Raw genomic sequence first — 16349 nt, 5'->3', positions numbered from 1 at the left:
TATTAAACTCTCCATTCTACGATTGGCATTCCCGCAAGTATACGGGATTTCGACGGTATATTCCATACGCTTGGTCACTGCATGGATGGATTTAAACCAAATTTAAGGTTCATGCCTCCCTCACTTTAAGGGTAACTACTTATGATGTAACTATTAGATACGCACTACACATACATGAATTTTAATGTCTATATGAATGTTATTATATTTAATACCAAAGGAGTTCCTGCTCATGTCCTCATATGTTTTCCCTGTGCAAACGGCTTTTTTGATCTTTGTATTTGCAGCCATGTTCTTGCTGGTGCCGTGGTTGATCTATGGTTATCGTAAAGACGGTTTCTTCAGCTGGTCACGGTTTGGCATCAGCTTTTCGTTTATCTTTTATATTCTGGCCGCCTATTGCCTCGTTATTCTCCCGTTTCCGACTACGCGAGATACCTGTGCGCAGCAAGCCGCTGACACGATCTACTACAATCTGGTTCCATTCACTTTTGTCAAAGACATCATGAAAGAAACACCCATTGTATGGACCCAGCCATCCAGCTATATCGGAATGATTCAGGGCAGAGCCTTCTTACAAGTTCTATTTAACGTCCTGCTCCTTATGCCGCTGGGTGTATATATCCGTTATTTTTTTCAAAGAAGAGCCTTCTGGAAGTACGCCCTGCTAGGCGGATTCGGGCTTTCCTTATTCTTCGAGATTACCCAGATCACCGGATTCTACGGGTATTATAATTGTCCTTACCGTCTCTTCGATGTGGATGACCTGTTGTTGAATACTTCGGGAGCGGTCATTGGATTTTTCACAGCGCCCATCCTGCTTGCTTTATTCCCATCACGTGCAAGCATTCAGGCGAAGAGTGAACAGATCGTGGAGCAAAACCGAGTGTATACTATGCCTCAATTGCTCGCGTTAATTATCGATGGAGTCGTTGTTGTCTTCCTTTCGAATCTAATCTCTATCTTTACAGCGTCTGATGTGATCAGTGATGTGCTAAGTACATCCATTGCTATGGTCATTGTGCTGTTCTTCATACCTTGGGTGCGAAATGGGGTAACTCCAGGCTCGGCCATCTTGCGATTCCGCTATGTGAATCGTCAGACCGGCACACCGACCAGTGAATCGTTATTCAAAAGATTTGCCGCACTCTATGTTCCATGGCTGCTCGTTACGATCATTCGCTTGGTCAACGATTATGCTTTTTCAGGTCATCAGGATGTTATGCTTCAACCTTATCAAATGTGGATCTCCTTGGGGACATTCGGTATCTATATGTTAGTCTACGCCGTGCTCTTTGTTCATGTCTTGATCGTGCTCTTCTCCCGTGGAAAACGTTCCTTCTACTTCGATGAGGTGTCCCGCACACGTGCCTCTCGTAAATAATGTTTGGAGTATAACAAGGCATAATGTACCTCTAATTAGTGCTTACGTTCTGCTTACTTCGTTAGCCAGATTACAAAAAGAGGACGTTCATTCTGAGAATGAACGTCCTCTTTTGATTAGGCGCATAGCAGTTATTCAGAGTATTCGTACACAATAACCCACCTGGATTATAACCCTAACAGCTCTCGCTTGGCTGCATCCGGATCATGTACGACTTCAATCTCATGGTTGAAGATTAGGGTCGCACGATCCTGCTCATATTCAGGCCAGTTCACACCTGCAACTTCAGGTTGGCCATTCTTGGCAAAGGAAATCCAGGCATCCTGTACCTTGAGGGCAAGTGCCGCAGCGGCTTCATCCGGCTCTGCATTCATGAATTTGAGGAAATGCAGTGTATTAAACACAAAGAACATTTCGATGCTATGAATCGCTCTTTTTAACAAGGGATGTTCCGGCATCACCCAATCAAATCGATACATCCACACCGGGGCATATTTCTGCTGTGCCGCAGCATATTGCAGCGCTGAACGCCAGAAGAACATATCGGTCATGACTTGGGCTTGTCCATCTGCCGTTTTTGGATAACTATCCGCGATGGCTACCCGGTTCTCCAGATCTGGCGTCATAAAGTCTACGCCCTGAACCATATCGATTTCTTTTGAAAAAGGTACATGTGGCTGGATGAACAGTGCACCCTCATGTAATGTCGTACCAATCAGCACCGGAATATCCTGCGCTGAGCCTTCGCTCACTGCCTGAAGTGGCACCTGTGGTAGTGTCTGCCCATCCAATACAGGTTGGAAGAATAATGCCATACCTGCCCCGCTCTGCTGTTTGACCGTATCACCGGCTGCAATAATCTGCTCTACAGGAATTGTATTTAACTTCTGCAGGTTGTCCCGGTCCACCCCAAGAATCTTTAACATCCCTTCCCGCAACGCTGCAGCTTGCTCTGCCGGCATGAACTGGGATGCACCGCTCTCCATAATGGCACGTTGGAAGAGTCCTTTGGCCGCTGGCATCGCCATCAGTGCCGCAATACTCATACTGCCCGCTGATTCGCCGAACACCGTAACTTGATCCGGGTTACCACCAAAAGCAGAGATATTATCCTTCACCCACTGTAATGCCGCAACCTGATCCAGCAGACCTGCATTGGATACATATGAATCACCTAATGGAGCCATATGCAGGAAACCCAAAGGTCCTAATCGGTAGTTGATCGTCACAACGATGACGTCCCCCCGAACCGCTAACTGTGTACCATCATACATCGGCTGGCTACCTGAACCTGTTACAAAGGAACCACCGTGAATCCATACCATGACCGGCAGTGGTGTTGCTCCTTTTTCCTTAGGTGCCCAGATGTTCAGATATAAACTATCTTCTGACTCATTCGGAATTTCTGTCTGGCCTTCTGGTTGATGATTTCGTGGTTGTATATTCTCAGGTCCAAATTGAGTGGCCTGTCTGATTCCATCCCATGACTCGGGCTGTACCGGAGCCTTGAAGCGCAGCTCACCTACCGGGGGTTTCGCATAGGGAATGCCTTTCCATACGCTTGCATCGTGCAAAAGTTCGCCTTGAACGGTACCATATGTCGTTTGAACCTGAAGTTCTCTCATGCCGCTTCTACTTCCTCTCCGTAAATAGGTTAAATTAACGAGTACGTGCATATCATGTGTACTTATTTGAGTATAGTTTGTAGTCATACCCATTTACAACTTTACCCAACCTTAGCCTCTCCTGCTACGTTTCACGTGGAACTTTATGGGGTGGAGGTTCTGATACATATCTTTAAGATGGACACCAAAAAGGCCACCCTTTGAGCAATATCATCAAGTTTAACTTGTCTTAATGGCATTGACCCTTAGAGTAACCCTTTCCTTTTCACCACCCAAATATCTACCCTTCTACAGGATAACGTACCGTAAACTCAACACCCTCGATCCATTCACCCGCGACAAAGTCCCGCCCCTTTACAACCACTCGATCCTTATAAATCTCCACAAACGGCCCTCGCACGTCATACCCATTCATTCGGCCTTGTTCATCGTGGAAAGTCCCCGAGTAGTTAGCTGGTCTCTGAAGTCGTTTAACACACAATGGGTCCAAAACCCCCACATGCCTGTAAAATCAAGTAATATCCCGTCCTTGTCGAACAAAACGTCTTCAATCGGATTCGGTAATCCGTCCACATACATCTCATCTTGTGATTACGTCACCGTGGGCATTATATTGGGGCAATCGGTAACACAAAATGGGCTAATGCATAGACTGGGACTAAATAAAACCCAGATTCTTATGCATTGGAGATGTGAACATTGAGTAATACAAAAAATAAGGTTAAGACTCAGCAAATTCCCATGAAAAAAATTGCTCCCGTAAGCATGATATCGGAGCTCCCACCCGTCCGCGGTAATGTAAGAACTTCCTCCTCAAATCCTAAGCCCATCTACTATGAAAAAGATACATCCTCGGCTATCAATGAATGTGTGGATCGCGCTTTTCGTATTCCGACCTTTTTGAGTACAACCAACACGGTAAATGACCTGCAAGGACAATTTCTGAACCGTCTTATTGCAGAAATTGAAGATGCATTGCTCTTCCCCCGCACATTGCCCGTAAGCGAACAATATCCGGAGAATATCCTGACGAATATACGGCGCTTGGTTTTTTCGAGCTATGGCTTGCTCGCCATCAACTTCCAACGATTTTTTGTTCAAATTCTTAAATCCAATGTAGGAGGGCCACCAACAAACACCCCATTCTGGGAAGGATCTACTTTTTCTCAAATCGAGCCTGCCATGGCTTTTCAATTCGGGATTCCTATCTTATTAGTTAGAGAGAAGGGAACTGACGTCAGTAATGGAATTTGGGCTGGAGGAATTACACCTCTCAACATATTTGTGGATTGGGATTCCGAAAACCAATCCGTAGAGGATTTCTTTAACAGTGTTCAATGGAGAGAGGTCTTTGCATACTGGGCTGCAGAGGTAAGGGGTAACTATTTGCTCCGAACAGAACCCCTGTTCAATAATTAACACGAGTTAAAAAGTGGGGGGGGCTGAACCTTGGGTTCACCTTTCTTGACCTCATAGGTATCAGAAAAAGAGCAGGTTATCTTTTTGATAACCTGCTCTTTTTCTTCATTTTGAGCTCTGTGATTCTGTAACAGATCTTATTTCTGCGCTGCGGCTTCGATATCTGCATATGCCCAGTGTGTTACTGGTACATCACTGAACGTTGACGTAATTGCGCCAGTTAGGGGTGTGCGGTTAAATAATACGTTTAATACTTTCACCGCTTCCGCACGCGTCAGCTTACTATCCGGTTTGAATGTACCATCGTTATATCCGAGCATCAGGCCCGCAGATTGCACGTACGCAATGGCATCTGCGGATACATCTGTGAAGGAAACTGCTGTACCATTCACGGTTGTTGCACTCGCTTGTTGCTGCATCCAGCGATACGCAATTGTTGCCATCTGTGCACGGGTAATCGAACCTTCCGGTGCAAATTGGGTGTTGCTCATGCCGTTCATGATACCTGCGGATTGCGCTTTTTGAATTTCATTTGTTGCCCAGTGTGTTGCAGATACATCCTTGTAACTCACGCTATTCGCGGAACTTGCTGCTTCAGTTGGAAGATTGCGAGCCAGCATGGCTGCCATTTGTGCACGTGTTACGAATGCGTCTGGACGGAAGTCAGCACCGAAACCTTGGATGTACGGTTGATGTGTACTTTGTGAAGCTTTCAGTCCATCCACAACAACGAGGGTGAACGTACTGAATTTTGTTACGGTAAATTCGATGCCTTCGCTGTTATCCGCGAGTTGCACCAATTTGCCTTGAATCAATTCTTTTGTGCCGTCACTGTGTTCGATGTAGATCGCCAGGTTGTCCAATGCTTGCTGACGAGCAGCCGGATCAGTTGGCAGACTGTCACGCAGTGGCAACGTGAGTGTCACTTGGCGGCTCTGCATATTCGTGTCGATCTCTACCGGACGAGCCAGTACGCGTACATTCGTGTTTGGAGCAACCTGTTGAATCAACTGCTCTTTCTTTGCACGCTCTTCAACTTCTTTGCGCTCCGATTCTTTTTTCAAAGGTACAACGCGGAAATACAAGTCTTGATCGAATCCGGCGATAGAATTCGTCGGAACGGAAATCACTACATTCTCTGTAGAGATTTCAAGTTTGAGCGAACCGTCATTCAATTCTTTCACCGCTGCCTTAGGCAGTTCAATACGTGTCTCGGACACGGAATCTTTGGTGTCTGGAATAACAATGCGTGCGGTGTTCATGTTCAATTGCTTCGCTTTTTCCACCGACTCCTTGGCAATGGCTTCGGTCATTTTCACCAGATCTTTGATCGTGCCGTTGGTTTCGGTTGTACGTGTGATTGGTGTCTTGGTCAGGTTGGTGCCGTTTGTTCCATTAACGTCAACCACGATCTGTTCTTGTTTCGTTGTTGGTGCAGGTGTAGACGTTACTGGTGTAGTCGTGGACGAACCTCCACCTGTGCTACCACCCGGGTTAGGCGTTGGAGTGTTGCCATTATCTGTGCTGTTATCACCATTCTGTGTAAAGACAAACTTCACAGCGCGGCCTGGCAGTTCATCGCTGATTGCTTTGTAACGAACCCATACCGTTTTGTTGCCGCTAAGGTCCATTTTTTGAATGAAGGCAACATCAATCCAGTGCAACTTATCGTCGAAGGAAATCTCCATCGTGTTGTCCAAGCCCGTTAGGGTGTTATTGATGTCATTCCCCTTCACATTAGGAGCCGTAAAGAATCGGTTAAATACATATTGCAGATTCCCAACATCCTCATAGCTGTCTTGTTCATTTAGGACCCATTCAGCCAATTCCTTCTGGCCTTCAGGACTGAGTTCTGCCCTTTTGGATAAATCAAGAGCGCCTCTAAGATTAAATTTGTATTTGCTGAAGAATGCTTCACCTTTAATCTGATCTTTCATTGCTTTATCAAACCATTGATCCATTCGCGGTATAGAAGTAGCTTGCTCAAATGAATCGATAGGCATAGAGAGGAGATTCAGGACAATATCAGGATCAACAATATCCCCTTTAGACACTCCTTCCAACCTTTCGAATGCAACTAGATGCAAGTAATTGAATGCCAGTACACCTTTATCTACTTTGCTACGTTCCAAATGTTGTTGTCCAAGGATGCGTAGCACATATGTCTGTTGGTCATTAAAGTGATTAGGTCCATTTACTAATTGCTGAGCGAGCAGATCCAGCTTATTCCTAAGAACACTGAGTTCCCTCTGCTCCCAAACAGATTGTGCCAATACACCAAGTTCAATCATATATTGGACCTGTTCTTTATTTTTGTAATCTTTATTTACATAGTCGATCAGGAATCCCGCAATGAAATCTCTAACCTGCAAAGACAAAGCACCGTATCCGTTAGGCAGAGTAATACCCAGATCCGGGTTTTCCATAGCTACACGCATAGCCGCTATATCACTGTTGCTCTTTGCAGTATTTAAGACAGTTAGTGGATCACTTTCGTTATCATCAGGGAAAAATTTATTAAATGCAATCTGGATTGCATTATAGTTTACAAACCCTCCGCTTGGTCGAAGTTCGATCATATGATCTGCTAATTGTTGCTGATACTCGTTCGTTAAGGTATCTATTTTGGTAAAGTCCACAGGGAAAGACTCCAAGGGATTTTCTTGGTAATCTGAGTTATATTTCTCAACATCTTTCTGAATAGATCGGAGTTGCTGCAAAGACTCCGACACTTCTGCTACCGTTAAGGCCTGATTAAGATAAGGTGTTCTTTCAACAGCAGTGTCCGTGAATTTGACAACTTGGGAAATGGACTCTTTCCCTTTCAGCCTAATTGCATATCGATACTTAGTCATCCATTTGTCCATTTCGGAGGATGTGAGATAAGTATTAATAAGTTGGTAGTATCTACCTTCTGGGTCGGGCTCCTTGAAATAATTTACTCGCTCTGCTTGCTTTTTATAAAACTCATCAAGTGCAGTGATAGCGTTTGTTCCACCGATTTCACGTGTAACTTCAAGTGCCTTCAAGGCTACTTGCACCAAGTATTGGACCTGTTTATTATTCTCATATCCTTGATTAGTTGGTGGATCTATATCTAGTAAGTATATTGCGATATCCTCCTGATCTTTGACAGGAAGCATCTTGAAGTCAGGCTCACTAATGAATTGTTCATCGCGCAGTAATGCAATAATGTCTTGGATAAAATCCTCGCTGTTACCCCGATCCGCTTCTTTCTTCAGTACGTTATACTTGGTCAGCGGTGTATCCTTATCAAAAAACGCATCAAATTCTTTCTGAACTTGGGATAACGTTTCATAACCGTTTTGCGGCTTATAATCAATCATCCATTGAGCAAGTTCTGATTTTTGGGCTGCATCATTCTGGATAGGCGACATTTTCCCCATATCAAAAACAAAAGGCTGGATGTTAGGATTCGGATTAAATATGACTTGTGATTGAATGAAGTCATACATGCCATAAAGATTATCCAATGATGCTTCCATGCTGGAAAGGTCTAGTGCTCCATTTAGTTCTTTATAATCGGATATTTTAGAAACCATAAATTCCAACTGACTATTAAAGTGCGTAGGCTCGCTAGAACTCATAAGTATAATGTTAAAGAACATAAGATCACTCGCAAACATTGATAAGTCTGCACCCGTTAAATTCATATAATCATTGCCAGCTTGTGTCCAATCATGTTTTTCCACATTCGGGAAAAAAGTGGACCACTCTGCTAGCAGGCTATACACCAGAGTGATGCTTTCCTGCAATACGCTCGACTCAGTCTGCTTAGGAAGTTTGATAAGATGGTATACCAAATTAAATACGTAATTGGCCTGATTGTCGTTCTCATATGAGAACTCCAGTGGAAGCAGCATGACCATTCCTCTGGCAATTTCATATTTTTGATTATCGTTCAATGCTTCATAATCTTCAGGTAGTGTGATTAAATCTTGTTGTTCAAGTAAACTTTGAACATTGGTCATCGTCCTACCCTCATCCGACTCAATATACATTTCTCTCTCCATATTAAGTTGATCCAACGGAGTAAACTGGTCAGCACTTGCAACCCCACCCACACTAACCACCTGTAATAACAAAACAGCAATTAAAAGGTAGCTTATAAGCTTTTTGTAAACCATGTACTTGATCCTCCCTATCTCATGTTTTTTACATATAAATTCAATCCATCTGATACGTAAGGCCTATTGTAGTGCACTGCGATAAACAGAATCTAAACAAAAAGAGTAAATAAAAGGAAAAAGACCCACCCTGTAGTACAAAAACAGGATAGATCTCAATTTTTTTCGCCAAAATTCATCATTTTATTTTTAAAAAAAGTATTCATTGGGTCCTATATAACTCCGGCTCTTAAATCAAGATGTACCCGCCATCCACATGCAATGTGCTGCCTGTCGTGAACGTATTGGTCATCAGATACGTAATCTATGTGCAATTTCTTCATTGTGCCATCAAGGGTAAAGATAACGCGAACGAAGCGACCTGAACGACAACTATACAATTATACAATGGAACTTCACAGCAAAAAACGAGAGACAGGTCACCCGATATCAGGCATACCCGTATCCCGTCTTTGTCACATCGCATTCCAATCCGACCCCATATGATCCCGATGGTCACTGATCTAAGAAAGTAGACCCAGCTTCAGTACTCTAGCAATATTCTCGGTGGTACGTTCCACATTCTCCGGGCCTTCTCGCAATAGTCGATCCAGATCTGCTGCCCCAGGCACAATACCAAATATGGCATCAATGCCTTCTGCGTAGAGGGTGTCGATCCCTTCGCCCACACAGCCTGCAAGGGCAATCACAGGTTTACCCGCTTCCTTGGCCGCCCGAGCAACACCATAGGGGGTCTTGCCAAATTTCGTTTGGAAGTCGATACCGCCTTCACCCGTAAATACCACATCCGCAGCAATCAACTTTTCACGCAACTCAGTATATTCAATGACAATTTCAATCCCTTTACGTAATACAGCCTGTGTAAAAATCAAGAGTCCCGCGCCCAACCCCCCAGCCGCTCCGGCTCCTGGTACATCACGGATATCTTTGTGCAGCTGCCGTTTCACCACATCTGCATAATGGTACAGATTCGTATCCAGCTGCTCAACCATCTCTGGAGTTGCCCCTTTTTGTGGTCCAAACACCCTTGATGCTCCATGCTCCCCACATAGGGGATTGGTCACATCACAGGCCACAATGAACTCCACTTCCTGCAAACGCTCATCCAGACCGGATACATCAATCTGAGCCAGTTGATCCAAAGCCCCGCCCCCACGTGCAAGCGGCTGACCCTGTGCATCCAGAAACTTCGCACCAAGTGCTTCAGCCATGCCAGCCCCACCATCGTTGGTCGCACTACCACCAATGCCAATGATGATCTTGCGTATGCCAAGGTCCAGACATGCGCGAATCAACTCGCCTGTTCCATAGGTTGTCGTCCGGAGCGGGTCCCGGGTGTCCTTGGTAACCAAGTGGATGCCGCTGGCCGATGCCATCTCGATAGCTGCCGTTGTTCCGCCACCCAGAATGCCATACTGTGCAGTGACTGTCTGACCCAATGGTCCGCTCACCTCTTGCTGGTGAAGGACACCGCCGGAAGCGTCTACAAGGGACTGCACCGTACCTTCCCCACCATCTGCCATAGGTACATGAATATATCCTGCCGTTGGGTATATTTTACGCAACCCTTTTTCCATCGCGATACATACCTCTTTCGCTGTCATGCTTTCTTTGAACGAATCCGGTGCCAGAACAAATGTCTTCTCTCTAGTGTCTCTCATATCCTAAAGGAGAACACGGTTTTCCATAATATTTTTCATGCTGATATGGGATTTGGAGGGTCCCAGCTTCACCAGTGAATCCTGAAACTCGGCAAGTTCTTCAATGGACGCCGTCTGTACCTTGATCAGATAGTTATACTCACCGCTGATCCGATAGACATCCGTGACTTCGATGGCTTGTTCACAGAACTGGACCAACTCGTCGCAATGCTCTGTTTTGAGCAAAATAAACGTCGTGGTTCCACGGTTTAACTGGGCCAGATTATAAATGGTTGAATATCCCGTTATCACACCTCTCTCCTCCAGTTTCAGGATTCTTTCCTTAACCGAAGGTTGGGACATGTTAATTTCTTTGCTGATCTGTGCAACGGGGATACGTGCATGATGTTGCAGCAAGCGCATAATCTGCTGATCGATTTCATCTATTATGTGTTCCATTTGTAAAACCTCCGAGTCGTCGACTTATTTAATAAGGTTTTCTGTATAAATAAACTAACAAACTATATATGTTATCTCATTATATCCTTTGATATTGTATGGTTCCAATGCGATATCAGCCCTATAATTTAGAATACAATCTGAAGAAGGAGCGATGTAATGTGAGTGTTATTGGACTTGCACATGTAGCCATTCAGGCTCGTAATTACGAAGATACCCTGGCGTTTTATACAAAAGTATTGGGATTCAAGGTCGGTCACTCCTGGAGTTTTCCTTCCTTCCACATTACCGAGGCATGTATGCTGATCTCTCCGGATCAGCGCACCTGCATTGAGGTATTTGACCCAAAAGCCATCATTCCCGCCGAGGGGGAACCTGCTACCTCTCCTGAAGCAGTCCGGCACGGCGCACTGTTACACTTCGCCTTTTACGTGCATGATGTAGAAGATATCTATCAGCGAGCGCTTGCCCATGGAGCCAAGGCCTATGTTGAACCGGATTGGATATCGCTGGGTGAACCTGCACTTCAGGTTAAAAACGCGCTTGTCCACAGCCCCAATGGTGAAGTGATCGAATTCCTTGAAGAGGTTGATTTTGACCGATCCTCATCCTCACCATCATCCATATGAAGTACACAAACAGCCTGTTGCCTCGTCATCCGTGGCAGCAGGCTATTTCATAGTTGGATTTCCTTGGCAAGCATCAGCACACGCACCTACCCTACTCTTGCTCTGCATTCCCCAGCGTATACTCGCTTAGCTTTCCTTCATAGACCAATTGCAATCGTTCACTCTGGCGAAAATCATCCGGTGTCACCAGCGCCGGCAGCTTGTTCCACAATTTGATTCCCGATCGCTGTAGAATCTCGGCTACAAATTGGGAGCAGAAGTAGGAGTTGCTGAACTCCACCGGTTCCTTGAGCGTAATGCCAATCACGCCGAGCAGATTGTACATATATTTCTGGCGGCTGCGGATGAAGATGTGCAGCACACGTTTCATCTTTTCCACTTCACGATCCGTCACCTGAAGCTTGTATATGACACATGTGGTATTGGGATACTTGCTGTATGTACCTGTCTGAATATTTTCCTTCACAAACCCGCCATTCAGCGGATTACTCGGATGCTTGCGGCCGAAGCTGTACAGTTCGGTTAACTCCCGGTCAAATGAGATCGATGCGTGATTATATGGCGCTCGGGTATAGCTCTGAATAACCTTGGTAAACAGCGTTCCTGTATTCGTAAGCAGGATATAGATGGAGCATTCATCTGTCATAGCAAAATTTCCCCTTATCAAGTTGGCACTATTCCTTCATAATAACATAGGTACCCTATAATGGAATCTTACTTTGAATAAGCAGGTGATCGGTACGTGAGCAGTTCACTCTTTACACTAACGTTAATCTTCACAGCTTTACTTGTGATACATATCGTGTACAAAGTTATTGCAAAGCTTCAGCCAAGCAAAGACTATTCAGGGATCGGCCAAAAAATCAAAACCTGGTGGGGCATGTTTGTGATCTTCTGCCTAGCCACCCTTTTTAACCCCCTCGTGTCCCTGATCTCCCTCATGGTACTTGCGTTCTTCTCACTCAAAGAATACTTTTCCATGATTCGCAGTACACGCAAAGCCGACCGCAGGCTGTTCCTATGGGCGTATCTGGCGATTCCGGTTCAGTTCTATTGGATCTACATTGGATGGTATGGCATGTTTATCGTGTTTATTCCACTATATGTGTTCCTGGTGCTGCCCTTGCCACGCCTGATCAACCAAGGTACGGTCGGGTTCCTGCGCAGTGTCAGCTCCACACAATGGGGACTGATGCTGATGGTGTTTGGGCTGAGCCACCTGGCCTATTTCCCATTTGCCACACCGGAGTATGGGTCCAAGCTGGTGTTGTTCCTAGTCGTGTTAACACAGCTTAATGATGTGGTGCACTATTTGGTCTCTCTCTATCTGGGCAAACGAAAAGTGGTGCCTACCGCCAATCCATTTGTCACCTGGGAAGGGTTCGCGTGTGCATTTATTGTAACGACAGCTACGTCTTATTTCATCCATCCCTACCTGACGCCATTTGATTGGAAATTCTCGCTATTCATCGGGGTGTTGATCAGTTTGGCTGGATTCTTTGGTAGTCTGACGGTATCTGTACTGAAGCGCGACCTGTTAATCGGAGATGACAACAAGTTCGATTCGCTCAAAAAAAGCTACCTGAGCCGGGTCGACAGCCTGACCTATACCTCGCCGGTTATGTTCCACGTGGTCCGTTATTTCTTTGACTTTATGTAGCAACAGATAGATCGGCGATCTTGTAATTATATATGTCAAAAAAAAGCAGCCCAATCGGCTGCTTTTCCTGTTCACTAGGCTCCTGACGGAGCCTTCATGATGTGCCTGCTACTTCAACGTAATTTCTTTTTCAGACATGATTTCGTTTCCCTCATCATTTGTGAAGACAAATGTCGCTTTGCCTCGCTCGCCCTTCATCTCATCCGAATAGATAAAGCCGGAGAATTGTCCATTGCCGCTAAAGTAAAAGCCATCTTCTCCATTTCCACCATGTTCAATGGCTTCCTGTAGCGAATTTACAATCGTCACCGTGTTAGATGTCCATCGCATCTCCGTAAGTGTATACCCCTTCGGAACCTGTTTAATTCCAAAATCAAAGCTGTTACCCTCGCTCGGTTTCTCCGACTGGTCAATGACGATATCAATCTGCTCAGACGGTTCAGTGGATTCCGATTGAGCCGTAGGCTTGCCCTCATCTCCATTCGCACTGCCTTGGCTATTGTTATTCTTCGCATCCGCATTCGGAACAGAGTTTTCTCCAGCTTCCTCTACGGGTTGCTTCGATTGCGGATAGGCGTGCTCCTGAACAGATTCGTTATTATTTTTGGCGCCACAGGCACTCGTCAGCAGCAAGATACATAAGGCAGATACCCAGAGCACAGATGTATTTGTATTGAATTTCATCATTGGAACTCCCTCCATGTTCATCTAAAGTAATAAGCATGATGCATTAATTCCAAAGAACGCTTTGCACTCAGCACCTTCTTTAGTAATCACTACACCCTATCGTCCCTCATAAAGATCCATAATATTATGTAAATACTCAAAAAGTTAATCATCATCGTGAAATACAGCGACCACTACCAAACTGTTCATTAAAAATTTGTATGGTTAAACAGACTTTAAAGTAACCTTGGAGCTAGAATAAAAAGTGGACACCCATTAACGGACAGAAGGATAATAAGACTAACGGAGGTGTGTCCACATGGGAGAACAACGGCAACGATACGATGAAGAATTTAAAAAGCAAACGGTCAAGTTTATTCAAGAACAGACGAAGACACTCAGTGATCTGGCGGAAGAGCTTAACATCCCGAAAAGTACGTTACATCAATGGACGAGCCAATATCGTGAGCTCAAAAACGAACCTGCTGCCAGTATGGACCGAGTTAAGGAACTTGAAGCAGAGCTGAAAGAGATGCGTCGTATACTCCAAGAGAAAGAACATCGACTTGCCGATACGGGAGAGGAACTGGCTATTGTAAAAAAGCGGTGCACATATTCAGCAAACCAAAGAACTGAGATTCCAGTTCGTGGAGAACCATCGCTCCGAGTTCCACTTGGAGAAGATGTGCGAAACCCTGCAGGTCTCACGGAGCGGGTACTACAAATGGCGCATAAACAAAACAAGCATGCAGCAGCTTCGGAAATCTCAGATCATGAAGCGAATTCAGTACCATTTTTCCGAACACAATAAGCAATATGGTAGCCTCAAAATTACTCGGTTGCTTCATCTGGAAGGGTTTAAGATTACCGAACGTACGGTGAGTGTGCACATGCGCCAAATGAAGCTCCGTTCCGTCGTTAGCCGGATGTATCGTGTCCAGACCACGGACTCCATGCATAACCATCCGGTCGCACCCAACACGCTGAATCAACAGTTTAAGAAGCTCAAACCGAACACCGTCTGGGTTACAGACATCACATACATCCCGTGCCGAGGAGGACGCTTGTATCTCCCCAGTGTCCTGGATTTGTGCACGCGTGAAATTGTGGGTTGGCGTTTATCGAACCATATGGAAACTAGCTTGGTGCTGGATGCTTTAAAAGCTGCTTACACTGCCAAACGATCTGGTCAGGGTTTGCTCCATCATTCGGATCGCGGGTCCCAATACACATCCAAAGAATACGTTGATCAATTAAGTGTCTAAGGTACGTAATCCAGCATGAGCCGTCGAGGAAACTGTTACGATAACGTCTGCATCGAGTCTTGGCACAGTATTTTGAAAAAGCATTTACTGTAATCCACGCTTTAAAACACCGGAAGAGGCCTACATGGCCATCTACCAATACATTGAGTTTTATTACAACCGCAAGCGAATGCATGGCGCACTGGGGTACCTTTCCCCTGTCCGTTTTGCACAGCAATTTACCGAAAAATCCGTAGCATAGGTGTCTACTTTCTTGACAGAGGTCCACCTATTCCTCTATGTTCATTATCAAAGCAAGTAGTGATCCCTTCTTTAAACTTGATTTGATATCCTCTTTCAGCTTGGCTGCTTTATACCTTATGAAATACATAATCATTAACGTCCATAAAAAACACAGTACATCAGGTACAAAACATACATAATCGGGAAATATAAGATAGGTTGTAACTGGTTGAGGTATGGGGTAATTTCTGCATATGACCATCGTGATTGTAGTTATGGAAAAATAGAATTCATTATGGATGCTTTATCTGAAGAGACCACTTGGGTGGCTGCTAATGCTCTTAATCGTACATCAGAAGTACTTTGCCCAATCTGTAAAAGTAGACTTGGTTACTTTCCGGAAACTACTGAAGATAATTATGATGATAATTAAAAACCTCCGCTAAAGGCGAAGGTCTGAGGCCCACCATGGGCCATTAGTTAATTACATTTATTACCTAATGTACTTTTATCCTAAACAGACAAATTAGTCAACATTTTTTTCGTTTTACTTGATGCATATCTTCTAAGGATTGGATCGCCATTTCTATTTCTTCATATGCTTGTTGACGGATATCTTCTCTTGATTTTTCGACTCTATTCGAAGCGTCCCTCTGCTCAACAGCCTCCACCCAGTTCTTTAACAAATTATTTCTAGAGGTAGAAGCAGGTAGGATGTATGGGGCTCTTCTTATAGGTCGAGTTAAATGATTAAATTGAAGTTCAGGATCAACTAATATTGGTAAAGTATCCGAAAAATAAATTCTATGAGATACTGCACATTTCAGGTCAAGCTATTGTATAGTTTCACACCTCGTCCCAATCAAATACTTCTTTCAAAATATTAAGTGCTATTCTTTGCTCTTTCTCGTTTCTTTTTAGCAGTATTGCATGGATTGCCAGAATATCCTCGCTGTATTATTTTTTTCCTAAACTCATAAGGTCAAAAACTCAATTTCAGGACATTCGAAATCTTTATGATAGTCTCTAATGTGACGTTGCTTTCACCGCGCTCAACTCTACCGACAAAGGAGAAAGATGAGCCTATTTCATCGGCTAAGGCTTGCTGTGTTAATCGCTGTTCAGTTCTTAATTTCCTTATGATAGCAACAATCTGTACAGCCATTGTTTGATTCATATAAGTCATCTACTCCTCCCACTATAAAGTAATGTTTTCGCCTGTTTTCTCGTCC

14 protein-coding genes and 1 pseudogene are annotated in these 16349 nt (G+C 44.5%); 7 read left to right on the top strand and 8 right to left on the bottom strand.

Going from position 1 to position 16349, the window contains the following annotated elements:
• Positions 1-232 precede the first annotated feature (232 nt).
• A complete protein-coding gene (locus D829_RS0124620) occupies positions 233-1384 on the top strand; it encodes a VanZ family protein (protein WP_017691575.1) in 1152 nt (383 codons plus the stop codon).
• A 167-nt stretch (positions 1385-1551) separates the two neighbouring features.
• On the opposite strand, the gene D829_RS0124615 is transcribed toward D829_RS0124620, so the two are convergent.
• Together D829_RS0124615 and D829_RS34170 are read right to left on the bottom strand one after the other, a co-directional pair.
• Positions 1552-3009, bottom strand: coding sequence for a carboxylesterase/lipase family protein (locus D829_RS0124615; protein ID WP_017691574.1), 1458 nt, complete (start codon positions 3007-3009; stop codon positions 1552-1554).
• Positions 3010-3289: 280 nt separating this feature from the next.
• Positions 3290-3490 (bottom strand): hypothetical protein, encoded by a 201-nt coding sequence (locus D829_RS34170; RefSeq protein WP_017691573.1) that lies wholly within the window; start codon positions 3488-3490, stop codon positions 3290-3292.
• Positions 3491-3708: 218 nt separating this feature from the next.
• On the opposite strand from D829_RS34170, the gene D829_RS0124605 reads away from it, so the two are divergent.
• Positions 3709-4428, top strand: coding sequence for a hypothetical protein (locus D829_RS0124605; protein ID WP_017691572.1), 720 nt, complete (start codon positions 3709-3711; stop codon positions 4426-4428).
• 137 nt (positions 4429-4565) lie between these two features.
• On the opposite strand, the gene D829_RS32655 is transcribed toward D829_RS0124605, so the two are convergent.
• The 3 genes from D829_RS32655 to D829_RS0124590 all read right to left on the bottom strand — a co-directional run bounded on the left by D829_RS32655 (position 4566) and on the right by D829_RS0124590 (position 10675).
• Positions 4566-8576: an S-layer homology domain-containing protein gene (locus D829_RS32655; protein WP_017691571.1), complete on the bottom strand. Its 4011-nt coding sequence runs from the start codon at positions 8574-8576 to the stop codon at positions 4566-4568.
• Positions 8577-9079: 503 nt separating this feature from the next.
• Positions 9080-10237, bottom strand: coding sequence for a glycerate kinase (locus D829_RS0124595; protein ID WP_026081390.1), 1158 nt, complete (start codon positions 10235-10237; stop codon positions 9080-9082).
• Between the two features lie 3 nt (positions 10238-10240).
• Positions 10241-10675, bottom strand: coding sequence for an Lrp/AsnC family transcriptional regulator (locus D829_RS0124590; RefSeq protein ID WP_017691569.1), 435 nt, complete (start codon positions 10673-10675; stop codon positions 10241-10243).
• A 161-nt stretch (positions 10676-10836) separates the two neighbouring features.
• On the opposite strand from D829_RS0124590, the gene D829_RS0124585 reads away from it, so the two are divergent.
• The gene (locus D829_RS0124585) at positions 10837-11304 is read left to right on the top strand and encodes a VOC family protein (RefSeq protein ID WP_017691568.1); all 468 of its coding nucleotides are present in this window, start codon (positions 10837-10839) and stop codon (positions 11302-11304) included.
• A 91-nt stretch (positions 11305-11395) separates the two neighbouring features.
• Here D829_RS0124585 and D829_RS0124580 read toward each other — a convergent pair whose 3' ends face one another.
• Positions 11396-11950, bottom strand: a complete 555-nt coding sequence (locus tag D829_RS0124580) for a hypothetical protein (RefSeq protein WP_017691567.1) — start codon at positions 11948-11950, stop codon at positions 11396-11398.
• A 96-nt stretch (positions 11951-12046) separates the two neighbouring features.
• Here D829_RS0124580 and D829_RS0124575 point away from each other — a divergent pair, with 96 nt between their 5' ends.
• Entirely contained in the window at positions 12047-12964 is a 918-nt protein-coding gene (locus tag D829_RS0124575; RefSeq protein WP_017691566.1) for a phosphatidate cytidylyltransferase, read from the top strand.
• Between the two features lie 108 nt (positions 12965-13072).
• On the opposite strand, the gene D829_RS0124570 is transcribed toward D829_RS0124575, so the two are convergent.
• Positions 13073-13651, bottom strand: coding sequence for a hypothetical protein (locus D829_RS0124570; protein ID WP_017691565.1), 579 nt, complete (start codon positions 13649-13651; stop codon positions 13073-13075).
• Between the two features lie 298 nt (positions 13652-13949).
• Between D829_RS0124570 and D829_RS34165 the strand changes: the two are divergent.
• The 3 genes and pseudogenes from D829_RS34165 to D829_RS33095 all read left to right on the top strand — a co-directional run.
• Positions 13950-14117: pseudogene (locus D829_RS34165) on the top strand (transposase); the annotation flags it as partial.
• A gap of 196 nt (positions 14118-14313) precedes the next feature.
• Positions 14314-14895, top strand: a complete 582-nt coding sequence (locus D829_RS31840; RefSeq protein ID WP_074092788.1) for an IS3 family transposase — start codon at positions 14314-14316, stop codon at positions 14893-14895.
• 82 nt (positions 14896-14977) lie between these two features.
• Positions 14978-15136 carry an IS3 family transposase gene (locus D829_RS33095; protein WP_277422764.1) on the top strand — a complete coding sequence of 53 codons (159 nt, stop codon included), beginning with the start codon at positions 14978-14980 and terminating at the stop codon, positions 15134-15136.
• Between the two features lie 963 nt (positions 15137-16099).
• On the opposite strand, the gene D829_RS34160 is transcribed toward D829_RS33095, so the two are convergent.
• On the bottom strand, positions 16100-16294 hold the full coding sequence (locus tag D829_RS34160) for a helix-turn-helix transcriptional regulator (RefSeq protein WP_026081388.1): 195 nt from the start codon (positions 16292-16294) through the stop codon (positions 16100-16102).
• Positions 16295-16349 lie beyond the last annotated feature (55 nt).

This window comes from Paenibacillus sp. PAMC 26794 (assembly GCF_000316035.1).
Classification (GTDB): Bacteria; Bacillota; Bacilli; order Paenibacillales; family Paenibacillaceae; genus Paenibacillus.
The sequence above is the reverse complement of the archived record's forward strand: the minus strand, read 5'-3'. Positions and strand labels throughout refer to the sequence as shown.

Coding starts and splice junctions, on each gene's coding strand:
- D829_RS0124620 (WP_017691575.1), top strand. CDS start 233: ATGTCCTCATATGTTTTCCCTGTGCAAACGGCTTTTTTGATCTTTGTA.
- D829_RS0124615 (WP_017691574.1), bottom strand. CDS start 3,009: ATGAGAGAACTTCAGGTTCAAACGACATATGGTACCGTTCAAGGCGAA.
- D829_RS32655 (WP_017691571.1), bottom strand. CDS start 8,576: ATGGTTTACAAAAAGCTTATAAGCTACCTTTTAATTGCTGTTTTGTTA.
- D829_RS0124595 (WP_026081390.1), bottom strand. CDS start 10,237: ATGAGAGACACTAGAGAGAAGACATTTGTTCTGGCACCGGATTCGTTC.
- D829_RS0124590 (WP_017691569.1), bottom strand. CDS start 10,675: ATGGAACACATAATAGATGAAATCGATCAGCAGATTATGCGCTTGCTG.
- D829_RS0124580 (WP_017691567.1), bottom strand. CDS start 11,950: ATGACAGATGAATGCTCCATCTATATCCTGCTTACGAATACAGGAACG.
- D829_RS0124570 (WP_017691565.1), bottom strand. CDS start 13,651: ATGATGAAATTCAATACAAATACATCTGTGCTCTGGGTATCTGCCTTA.
- D829_RS31840 (WP_074092788.1), top strand. CDS start 14,314: ATGTGCGAAACCCTGCAGGTCTCACGGAGCGGGTACTACAAATGGCGC.
- D829_RS34160 (WP_026081388.1), bottom strand. CDS start 16,294: ATGAATCAAACAATGGCTGTACAGATTGTTGCTATCATAAGGAAATTA.